This is a genomic window from Mitsuaria sp. RG (assembly GCF_028369275.1).
GTDB classification, from domain to species: domain Bacteria; phylum Pseudomonadota; class Gammaproteobacteria; order Pseudomonadales; family Pseudomonadaceae; genus Aquipseudomonas; species Aquipseudomonas peradeniyensis.
The window spans coordinates 142,138-152,269 of record NZ_JAQMYQ010000008.1; the positions used below are offsets into that span (position 1 = coordinate 142,138).

Sequence of the window (10,132 nt, forward strand, 5' to 3'; positions counted from 1 at the left end):
TAGGAGCGGCCTTGTGCCGCGAAAGGGCCGCATGGCGGCCCCGGGGATTCAGTGTTCAATCGCCGGGGCTGCTTTGCAGCCCTTTTCGCGGCGCAAGGCCGCTCCTACACAGGGTGGTTGCCTTGCCTACAATCCCGCCTCGCGCTCGCGCGCCTCATCATCCTGCAAGGCGCTGGCCTCATCCTGGCGTCGGATCTTCAGCTCGCTCACCACCACTGCCAGCACGATCAGCAGCCCGCCGATCAGCGCCACGCCCGGCAGGCGCTCGCCGGCGATACGCCCGACGATACCGGCCCACACCGGCTCGCCAGCGTAGATCAGGGTAGCGCGGGTCGGCGAAACCGACTGCTGCGCCCAGTTCATCGCCACCTGGATCACCGCGCTCATGGCCCCCAGGCCCACCGCGCTTGCCAGCAGCAGCCAGGAAAAACCGGGCAGTTGCTCCTGGGTCGGCACGATCATCAGGAACGACAGCGCCGAGGCGGTGGCCAGTTGCACCACGGTGACCCGGCGCACATCGACCTTGCCGGCGTAGCGGCTGATCAGGATGATTTCGCCGGCAATCGCCACGGCGCTGACCAGGGTCACCAGTTCGCCTTCGCTGAAGTGCAGCGCGCCGCCCTCGGGGCCGGCCAGCAGCATCAGGCCGACGAAGGCCAGGCCGATGCCCAGGCTCGGCATCAGGCCCGGGCGCCGGCCCAGCACCAGCCATTGCAGCAGCGGCACGAAGGGCACGTAGAGCGCGGTGATGAATGCCGACTGGCTGCTGCTGATGGTCTGCAGGCCCATGGTCTGCAAGCCGTAGCCAAGCATGATCGACACGCCGATGAGCACGCCGGCCTTGAGCTCGATGAAGGTCAGCCCCGACAGCGAACGGGCCGACACCAGGCCGACGAACAGCGCGGCGGCGGCAAAGCGCAGGCCGACGAAGAACATCGGCCCGCTGACGGTCATGACGTTGTGTACGATCAGGAAGGTGCCACCCCAGAGCATGGTGATGAACACCAGCACCAGTTCGGCCTTGCTCAGGCGCAAGCTGACGGTGGGTTTGCGGGTGGGGGCCTGGCTCATGGTCTTGCGCACTCGGAAGGGGCGGCGCACAATTCGCCGCAAAGTGGGCAGTATACTGCGCATCCCCTACCAGTGAGCAATATAGTGCACAAAGATTCCGAGCACCGGGCATCGGTGCTGCAGCATGTCAGCCAGAACGTTCGTCGCCTGCGTGGCGACGCCGGCCTGAGCCAGGCCGTCCTGGCCGAGCGTTCCGGGGTCAGCCGGCGGATGCTGGTGGCCATCGAGGCCGGCGAGAAGAATGTCAGCCTCACCACCCTGGACCTGATCGCCGAAGCGCTGGGGGTGGCGTTCAGCACCCTGATCCAGGCGCCGGACCGGCGCGACCCCAGTCGCATCGAAGAGCTGGCCTGGGCAGGTGTGCACCCTGCCAGCCGCGCCGTGCTGCTCGGCAGCAGCCCGGCGCGCCGCGAGGTCGAGTTGTGGGAGTGGACCCTGGCCCCGGGCGAGTGCTACGCCAGTGAAGCCGACGCCGCCGGCTGGAGCGAGCAGATCTATGTGAGCGAAGGCCGCTTGACCCTGATCATAGAAGAAGGAGAGCGGCAACTGGGCAAGGGCGAGTTCTTCGTCTTCCCCAGCGACTGCCGCTACGCCTACCGCAACGATGGCCAGGAGCCGGTGCGTTTCGTGCGTAACGTGGTGATCTGAGCCCTCAAACGGCCAGCAGCTCGTCGGTACTGGCGACCCTGGCATAGGCGAACGCCAGCGCGGCCATTGCTGAGGCGTGCACATCGGCCGCCGCCACCCGCTTGCCGTCGAACTCCAACGCCAATGTTGCGCAGGCATCGTGGGCCACGCTGACTTCATAGCCGAAGTCGGCGGCGGCGCGGGTCGCGGCATCGATGCACATGTGGCTCATGCTGCCGGCGATAGTCAGTGCCTTGATGTCGTGCTGGTCGAGCAGCGCCTTCAGCTGGGTGTCGCGGAAGCTGTTGACCTTGTGCTTGAGCACCACCGTCTCGCCGGCCGCCGGCGCGACCTTGGGATGGATCTGCGCGCCGACCGACCCTGGCACGAAGAAGGGCGCGTCGGCACTTTCGAACTCATGGCGCACATGCACCACCAGGTCGCCCCGCTCGCGGGCTGCGGCCAGCAACCGGGCGGCGTTGTCGGCCGCCGCCTCGGCGCCGTCCAGGGTCCATTTGCCACCGGGGAAGTAGTCGTTCTGGATATCGATGATGATCAGGGCGCGCTTGCTCATGGTGCCTCCTGCGGCAGTAGTGATGAACTGCCGATAGTTATAGGCTTGGGCGACCCGATCGAGGATAGGCGCGAGCGACACAATGACGGCAAAAACTGACAGCCTGGAAATCGGCGTGCTGATCTATCCCGGCGCGCAGAGCGCGGCGGTGCACGGCCTGACCGACCTGTTCGCGGTGGCCAACCGGGTCGCCGCGCAGCTGGGCGCCCATGATCTGCCAGTACTGCGAGTGACCCATTGGCAGCTCGATGGAGCGGGTCAGTTGCAGGTGGTGCATGACAGCCTGCCGGCGAACGGCCATGCGCTGCGGGCGCTGATGATTCCGCCGAGCCTGGCGGCGACCCCTTCGGCCGAGGTGTTGCAGGCCCATCGCGCCGCGCTCTGCCAGGTGCACGGCCAGGGCACCGTGCTGGCCTCGGTGTGCATCGGTGTGTTCCTGATGGCCGGCAGCGGCCTGCTGGATGGTCGGGCGGCCTGCACCCACTGGAACTATGCCCAGGCCCTTACCGAACGCTTTCCCAGGGTGCGGGTACAGGGCAGCCAGCCGCTGCTCGACGACGGCGACATCGTCACCTCCGCCGGGCTGATGGCCTGGACCGACCTCGGCCTGCACCTGATCGAGCGCTTCCTCGGCCACACCCTGGCCCGCGAGACGGCCCGCTATCTTGCGGTCGAGCCCTCGCCGGCGCCGTTGCCCGGCGCCCTGTTCCAGCCGCGCCTGGACCATGGTGACGAGGCGGTGCTGAAGGTGCAGCACTGGTTGCAGGCAGAGGAGGCCCGGGATGCCAGCCTGGCCGACATGGCCGGTTGCGCGGGCCTCGAGCCGCGCACCTTCCTGCGTCGCTTTCGCGCCGCCACCGGCCTGCGCCCCACCGAATACGCGCAGCAGGTGCGGGTCGGCCGGGCCTGCCGCTTGCTGGAGTTCACCCGGCGCAGCGTCGACCAGATCGCCTGGGGCGTCGGCTATCAGGACCCCAGCGCCTTTCGCAAGGTGTTCCAGCGCCTGACCGGGATGACCCCCAGCGATTACCGTCGGCGTTTCGCGGTCATCAGCGGCTGAGTTTCGCTGGTGGTTGGGTGCGGCCCCGGGCCTTCATCGGCGAGGCGGTCGTGATGGTTGCGCAGCGGGCATTCCTTCAACGACATGCAGCCACAGCCGATGCAGCCGTCGAGCTGATCGCGCAGCATCACCAGCTCGTCGATGCGCCGGCTCAGGTCGTCGCGCCAGCGCGCCGACAGGCGCTGCCAGTCGTCGGCGGTAGGGGTGTGATCGCAGGGCAGGGCCTCCAGGGCGCTGGCGATGTCGGCCAGGGCGATGCCCAGGCGCTGGGCCATCTTGATCACCGCCACCCGGCGCAGCATGGCCCGTGGATAGCGGCGCTGGTTGCCGGCGTTGCGAGTGCTGTGGATCAGTCCCTTGGTCTCGTAGAAGTGCAGGGCGGTCACGGCCACGCCGCTGCGCGCGGCCAGCTGGCCGACGCTGAGCAGGCGCTCCTGGGCGGAAGGGGGCTTCATCGGCAATAAAATCCTTGACCTTGAGTTAGCTGGAGGTTTTACCCTCCACGACCATCTGCTGCAAGAGCCCGAAACGAGGAGATGCGTCATGGCGGCCAACACCCATTCCCTGTGGTTCACCCAGATGATCGAGTACGACGTGCCACCGTTGCGCCAGGACGCCCTGGCCGAGGCCCTGGTGGTGCGCAGCGAGCACCTCGCGCAACGCTGCGATGGTCTGCTGAGCGTCAGCATCCAGGTCAGCGACGACGGTCGTCGAGTGCTCCAGCACCTGCGCTGGCAATCGCGCCAGGCCTGGGTCGCCGCCGCCGGCTGCTTCATCGAGGAGCCGTTCCTCGACCTGCTGGGCGAGCACCAGGCCCGCGGGGTGAACTTCGCCGCGTACCAGACGCTGCGCAGCCTGGTGCGTGGCGCCGATGGCGGCCTGCATTGTCAGCTGGGTAGCACTCAGGCATACCAGGGCGCGTAGTGCGGGTAGCGGTCCAGGCGCGCGCCGATGACCATCTCGCTGATCCACGCCGTGAGTATGGCGCTGTAGGCTTTCTGGCTTTCCTCGCTGGACAGCGCGTGGTCGGCGCCGTCGACCAGGCGGTGGGTCATCGAGTGGGCGCCGACGAAGGCCGAGCGGTAGCTCATCAGCGTGCTGTGCGGCACATAGTCGTCCTGTTCGGATTCCACCAGCAGCACGTCGCCGGCGAATTCGGCGCAGGCGGCCAAGGCGCGGTTGTCGGCCGGCCCGAGGTCACGCAGGCGGTAGGCGTTGAGCCGCTGGCGGTCGAGGGCCTGCTTGGGCGCCTCCCATTCATCGTCCCAATAGAGGGCCGGTACCCTCAACGCCAGCCATTTGACTGGCCGGTGACGGGTGAGCAGGGTCGCCAGGTAGCCGCCATAGCTGCTGCCGATCACGGCGATGGCGCCGGGATCGACCGACGGGTGGCTGGCCAACCGGTCGTAGGCGGCCAGCAGGTCGGCCAGGTTCTGCTCGCGGGTGACGGTCAGGCGCTGGCTCTCGGTCTTTTCATGTCCGCGCAGGTCGAAGGTCATGCACACGCAGCCGAGCCCGGTGATCTGCCGGGCACGGGCCAGGTCGCGTTGCTGGCTGCCGCCCCAGCCATGGACGAAGAGGATCCCCGGCATGCGGCTGCCCGGGCTGACCAGGGTGCCGACGATGCTGTCACCCTCGACGTGCAGTTCCACGGTTTCACTCTCGATGGTCATGGTCGCGTATCCGTGCATATTTGCTGAGTTGTCCAAGTTCACTGTCATGGCCCTGATAGAACAGGGTGGCGTCGGCGGGCAGTTGCGTGTCGCCGAATACCTCGTGAGTCGAGGCGCGTAGCCGTTGCAGCGCCGGATCGGCGGCGAAGGCCTGCAGCGCAAGGACCTCGGCGGGGCTGGCACCGCCCAGGCGCCAGGACTGTTCAAGCACGCCGCTGCGCAGATGGCCGTGATGGTCCTGGCCGCGGGCTATGTCGTAGTTGCGACGTGAGGCGATGAAGCCCGGGAAGTAGCGTTCGGCGGCCTCTTCGTAGGTCATGGCCTGGTTGATGGCCAGGCGCAGGTGGTCCTCGAGCGGCAGTTGCAGCAGTTGCTGGTAGTCGCCGCGCACGATCACCAGGTCGGAGCCACCATACACCTCGGTGCCCGCATGATCGCGGGTGAGGTGCTGGGTGCCGTGATAGCTCAAGGTTAGCCCGGCCACGCGTACCTGCCCTACGCTGAAGGTCTCGACCTCGTCGAGGTCTTCTTCCAGTACCAATCCCCACAAGCTCAGTTGTTGTTCATCCATCGCCTCCAGCAGCGGCTCCAGGGCCAGCCTGTCGATGATCACCTCCTGGCCCCGGCCGGCGCAGGCCAGTACCGGCTTGATCCTTACCGGCCCATCGCGCAGCAGCAGTTCGGCGGCGCGGCGGGCGTCGGCCCTGGAGAACACGGTATAGCCGCGCAGCAGGGCGTCGCTGGCATGCTGGGCAAAGGCATCGGTCCAGCCGGGCGGAAAGCTGGCGTCGGCCGGCAGCGGGTGGGAGATGGCTTTGGTGGCCATGTGCGGATGGCTGACCATGCCACCGAACAGATCCTGTTCGTCGTGAATGCCCAGCGCTGCGTGACGCTCCTGATCGACCAGGGTCTGGGTCGGTACATAGTAGTAGCCGGTCGCATCGGATTGCGTGGGCGAAGGCTCGACCCGCTCGACATCCAGCAGACGCGCCAGGTGATCGGCGATCTTCAGGTGGACTGCGCGTTCATGCTCGGGTGTGTGCTCGCGGGTGTCGAGCAGCACGACGGCGCTTTTCGGTTCGCGTGAGTGGGGCATGCTCGGCCTCGCGTACGCACGGTATGTAAGGGTTGTGAAGGCCCGCAGCCGGTTTAGTTCAGGAGGATGGATCGACGGTCGTCAGGGCAGTTGGGGCAATGCATGCCTTGTTACGGTCGTGGAGATTGCGGGCGCCAGCCGGCTGTTCCATTATCAACGCCCTGGACCCGTCGACACCTATCCGCAGGAGTGCGCATGAACAGTCAGTCCCCCCTTCACGAATCCGTCCCGGCGCGCCTTGCCCGCGTGCGCGAGGTCATGACCCGGGAGGGCGTGGATGCCCTGCTGGTGCCTTCGGCCGACCCGCACCTGTCCGAGTACCTGCCGGGCTATTGGCAAGGTCGGCAGTGGCTGTCCGGGTTCCTTGGTTCGGTGGGGACGCTGGTGGTGACGGCGGACTTTGCCGGGCTGTGGGCTGACAGTCGTTACTGGGAACAGGCGGACAAGGAACTGGCCGGCAGCGGCATCGAGTTGATGAAACTGCGCCCCGGGGAGCCCGGGGCGCTGGAGTGGCTGGGTGCGCAAGTGTCCGGCACCGTCGCGGTGGACGGCGCGGTCATGGCCCTGGCCTCGGCGCGGCAACTGGGCGAGCGTCTGCAGGCGCGTGGCGCGACATTGCGCACGGATCTCGACTTGCTGGACCAGGTGTGGGGGGGGCGCCCCTCGCTGCCGGGCAATCCGGTGTACCAGCACCTGCCACCCCATGCCACGGTCAACCGTGCGCAAAAGCTCGCCGAGTTGCGCAGCACACTGCGGGAGAAGGGCGCCGACTGGCATTTCATCGCCACCCTCGACGACATCGCCTGGCTGTTCAACCTGCGGGGTAGCGATGTCTCCTACAACCCCGTGTTCGTTTCCTTCGCCCTGGTCAGCCAGGACAAGGCGTTCCTGTTTGTCGGGCGTGACAAGGTCGATAGCCACCTGCGCCAGGTACTGGCGGCCGATGGTATCGAGGTTCGCGACTACGTTGGGGTCAATGACGCGCTGGCCGCGATTCCGGCTGCGGCGAGTCTGCTGGTAGATCCGGCGCGGGTCACCCGTGGCCTGCTGGACAACCTGCACGAGCAGGTGCGGCTGGTCGAGAGCATCAACCCGACTACCCTGAGCAAGTCGCGCAAGGGGGAGGGGGACCTCGTCCATATTCGCCAGGCCATGGAGCAGGATGGCGCGGCGCTGTGCGAGTTCTTCGCCTGGTTCGAGACGAACCAGGGGCAGGAGCGGATCACCGAGCTGACCATCGACGAGCAACTGAGCGCGGCCCGGGCCCGTCGTCCTGGTTATGTGTCGTTGAGCTTTTCGACCATTGCCGCGTACAACGCTAATGGCGCGATGCCACATTACCGAGCTACGGACGAGTCCCATGCCGTGATCGAGGGTAATGGCCTATTGTTGATCGACTCCGGGGGACAGTACCTGGGGGGCACTACGGACATTACCCGTATGGTGCCGATCGGTGAGCCTAGCCAGGCACAGAAGGCCGACTGCTCGCGGGTGCTCAAGGGCATGATCGCGTTGTCGCGCGCGCGATTCCCGCGAGGCATTCTTTCGCCGTTGCTGGATGCCATCGCGCGAGCGCCGATCTGGGCGGATCAGGTCGATTACGGTCATGGCACCGGTCATGGTGTCGGCTACTTCATGAATGTGCACGAAGGCCCGCAAGTGATTGCCTACCAAGCTGCGCCGGCGCCGCAGACAGCGATGCAGCCGGGCATGATCAGTTCGATCGAGCCGGGGACCTACCGGTCGGGCGAATGGGGCGTGCGCATCGAGAACCTGGTGGTCAACCGCCAGGCGGGTAGCAGCGAGTTCGGTGAGTTCCTTGAGTTCGAAACGCTGACCCTGTGCCCGATCGATACGCGCTGCCTGCTCGTCGAGAAGCTCGGTAGCGAGGACATTGCCTGGTTGAATCGCTATCACCAGACGGTGCGCGAACGGCTGGCCCCGTTGCTGGCTGGGGACGCGTTGGCATGGTTGGAGCAGCGTACTGCGCCGATCTGAAACAGGCGGGCCTGAAAGCGAAAGGGCAGCCCTTGGCTGCCCTTTTCGTTATTTGCAGATCACGATCATGCTGCGGCTGGTGTAACCGGCGGGGTTGATACCGAATACATAGTCGCCAGGCTCTTCGTCGGTGTCGCCGGAGCGGGCGATGACCTTGTAGCCCTTGCTGCTGCAGGCGCTGGCGGCTTTGCTATAACACTTGTCCCACGACGAGGAGAGCCCCGAGCAGTTGATGTGCAGGCCCTTCTTCCCCCGTTTCACCTCGGTGTTGGCTGTCGCGGCGCATCCCGCGATGGCCAGGATGCCCAGAATGAGCAAAATACGTTTCATTCCTGTCCTTATCGGCCCGACTGCTTTAACGGACCTGTCGTTTGCGCTTTGCCTCTTCCCTGATGATCCCCGGCGTCCATGTGCCGCCCAGTAGATAGCGTCAAGATGATGATTGGGTGACAGCTTAATCAGCCAGGCCGGGTGGTACAAGGTTGCAGGTCAGCTAAATGCAAATATTTCTCAAATCAGTCGGCGGCAACGGGCGGTGCTGTGTCCCGTTTCATGGAAAGTGTCGCCCCCACCGACGCGGTGATGATGGCAAGAATCGCCAGCCATTGCCAAAGGGTGAGTTTCTCACCCAGGAAGAGTAGGCCGGACAACGCGCCAAAGGCCGGTTCGATGCTCATCAGCGTGCCGAAGGTACGGGCGGGCATGCGGGTCAGGGCGACCATTTCCAGGCTGTAGGGGAGGGCTGTCGACAGAATGGCCACGCCCAGGGCCACTGGCAGGAGCGCGGGTGTCAGCAGGGCACTGCCGGCGTGGACGATACCGATGGGGGCGACGAACAGCGCGGCGATCACAACGCCCAGGGCTGCGGTCTGGATGCCGTTCTCGGCACCGGCTTTCTGTCCATAGAGGATGTACAGCGCCCAGCACACGCCTGCCCCCAGGGCATAGGCGGCACCGACTGGGTCCAGCCCGCCACCGGTCTGGCCGACAGGAATCAGCAGCAGCAGGCCGGCGACCGCCAGGGCGATCCACAGGAAGTCCAGCGCCCGTCGCGAGGCCCATAGCGCCACGGCCAGTGGGCCAGTGAACTCGAGGGCGACGGCGATACCCAGTGGCACACTGCGCAAAGACATATAGAAGAGGAAGTTCATGCCGCCCAGGGCCATGCCGTAGATGATCACACTGCGCAGGGTGCTGGCGTCCAGGCGTGCGCGCCAGGGGCGTAGTAGCAGAAGCATGATGACGCTGGCGAAGATAAGGCGCAGGGCAGTGGTGCCCTGGGCGCCGACGATGGGGAACATGCTCTTGGCCAGTGATGCCCCGGACTGGATGGAGGCCATGGCGATCAGCAGCAGACCGATGGGGAACAGCGTGGCGGTCAGGCTGCGGTTTGGGGTGTTCATGGGGGTTTCCGATTATTGTGCGCGCTAGGGTGCGCAATATAGTGCGCAACGGGAGGGTGGGTTGGCAAGGTTGGGATAGGGTTGGTGGGTGGTGTGAGGGCTGGGAGGTGCCTGCCTTGGGGTTGTGTTGTGTTTCAGAGGTGTCCGCCGAAGATTCTCTGGCGCCTATGAGATCGAGCGCCGCCCGCGCGGCGCATCGCGGCACAAGGCCGCTCCTACATCTGTTTCGGGCCAATCATTCCTGTGAATGAGGCGGCGCCAGCCTTGGTGCATGCCTCAAGTCGTGCGGAGCGGCAGTGGTGCCCACGCCGAAACCGCGCCGGACCAACAAGGCTGGCAACCATGGCCTGACAGGTTCGGCACGTTGCAACAAATGTAGGAGCGGCCTTGTGCCGCGATGCGCCGCGCGGGCGGCGCTCGGTCTCACAGGCGCTGCAAGGGTCGTGGCGAACACCTTGAGGCCCTGACGCGGTCTTTTCCCCCGATATTTCAATTTGATGAAATTAACGGTTGACGCCCTCTCAGATCCCCTTATAATGCGCCCCACTTCCGACGTAGTCGAAACGAAAAACCTTTTGTTAATCAAAAGGTTGGATGTTTCAGGTAGTATCGGAGGTGCTTCGATCATCT

At 65.7% G+C, this 10,132-nt stretch carries 11 protein-coding genes; 4 read left to right on the top strand and 7 right to left on the bottom strand.

The genetic code is table 11. The features are described 5' to 3' along the window. Positions 1-126: 126 nt before the first annotated feature. Positions 127-1,071, bottom strand: coding sequence for a DMT family transporter (locus POF53_RS07305; protein WP_254464474.1), 945 nt, complete (start codon positions 1,069-1,071; stop codon positions 127-129). A gap of 84 nt (positions 1,072-1,155) precedes the next feature. Here POF53_RS07305 and POF53_RS07310 point away from each other — a divergent pair, with 84 nt between their 5' ends. Beyond that, complete coding sequence (locus POF53_RS07310; protein ID WP_254464475.1) at positions 1,156-1,719, top strand: helix-turn-helix domain-containing protein; 564 nt, start codon at positions 1,156-1,158, stop codon at positions 1,717-1,719. 4 nt (positions 1,720-1,723) lie between these two features. Here POF53_RS07310 and POF53_RS07315 read toward each other — a convergent pair whose 3' ends face one another. Further along, a complete protein-coding gene (locus POF53_RS07315) occupies positions 1,724-2,272 on the bottom strand; it encodes a cysteine hydrolase family protein (RefSeq protein ID WP_498967026.1) in 549 nt (182 codons plus the stop codon). An 82-nt stretch (positions 2,273-2,354) separates the two neighbouring features. Here POF53_RS07315 and POF53_RS07320 point away from each other — a divergent pair, with 82 nt between their 5' ends. Then, on the top strand, positions 2,355-3,332 hold the full coding sequence (locus tag POF53_RS07320) for a GlxA family transcriptional regulator (protein WP_232856326.1): 978 nt from the start codon (positions 2,355-2,357) through the stop codon (positions 3,330-3,332). Here the strand turns inward: POF53_RS07320 and soxR are convergent. Further along, positions 3,299-3,787, bottom strand: coding sequence for a redox-sensitive transcriptional activator SoxR (gene soxR / locus POF53_RS07325; RefSeq protein ID WP_232856325.1), 489 nt, complete (start codon positions 3,785-3,787; stop codon positions 3,299-3,301). The genes POF53_RS07320 and soxR overlap by 34 nt on opposite strands. A gap of 88 nt (positions 3,788-3,875) precedes the next feature. Between soxR and POF53_RS07330 the strand changes: the two genes are divergently transcribed. Continuing rightward, entirely contained in the window at positions 3,876-4,256 is a 381-nt protein-coding gene (locus POF53_RS07330) for an antibiotic biosynthesis monooxygenase (protein ID WP_203651937.1), read from the top strand. On the opposite strand, the gene POF53_RS07335 is transcribed toward POF53_RS07330, so the two are convergent. Further along, positions 4,235-5,005, bottom strand: a complete 771-nt coding sequence (locus POF53_RS07335; protein WP_203651938.1) for an alpha/beta hydrolase family protein — start codon at positions 5,003-5,005, stop codon at positions 4,235-4,237. The two genes, POF53_RS07330 and POF53_RS07335, sit on opposite strands and share 22 nt — an antisense overlap. After that, on the bottom strand, positions 4,989-6,101 hold the full coding sequence (locus tag POF53_RS07340; RefSeq protein WP_254464478.1) for a DUF3182 family protein: 1,113 nt from the start codon (positions 6,099-6,101) through the stop codon (positions 4,989-4,991). The genes POF53_RS07335 and POF53_RS07340 overlap by 17 nt, the downstream gene beginning before the upstream one ends. A 195-nt stretch (positions 6,102-6,296) precedes the next feature. Here POF53_RS07340 and POF53_RS07345 point away from each other — a divergent pair, with 195 nt between their 5' ends. Beyond that, complete coding sequence (locus POF53_RS07345) at positions 6,297-8,099, top strand: aminopeptidase P family protein (protein WP_498967029.1); 1,803 nt, start codon at positions 6,297-6,299, stop codon at positions 8,097-8,099. 48 nt (positions 8,100-8,147) lie between these two features. On the opposite strand, the gene POF53_RS07350 is transcribed toward POF53_RS07345, so the two are convergent. Continuing rightward, positions 8,148-8,429, bottom strand: a complete 282-nt coding sequence (locus POF53_RS07350) for a hypothetical protein (protein ID WP_186714886.1) — start codon at positions 8,427-8,429, stop codon at positions 8,148-8,150. Positions 8,430-8,614: 185 nt separating this feature from the next. Next, positions 8,615-9,502 (bottom strand): threonine/homoserine exporter RhtA, encoded by an 888-nt coding sequence (gene rhtA / locus POF53_RS07355; RefSeq protein WP_203651943.1) that lies wholly within the window; start codon positions 9,500-9,502, stop codon positions 8,615-8,617. Between the last annotated feature and the right edge of the window lie 630 nt (positions 9,503-10,132).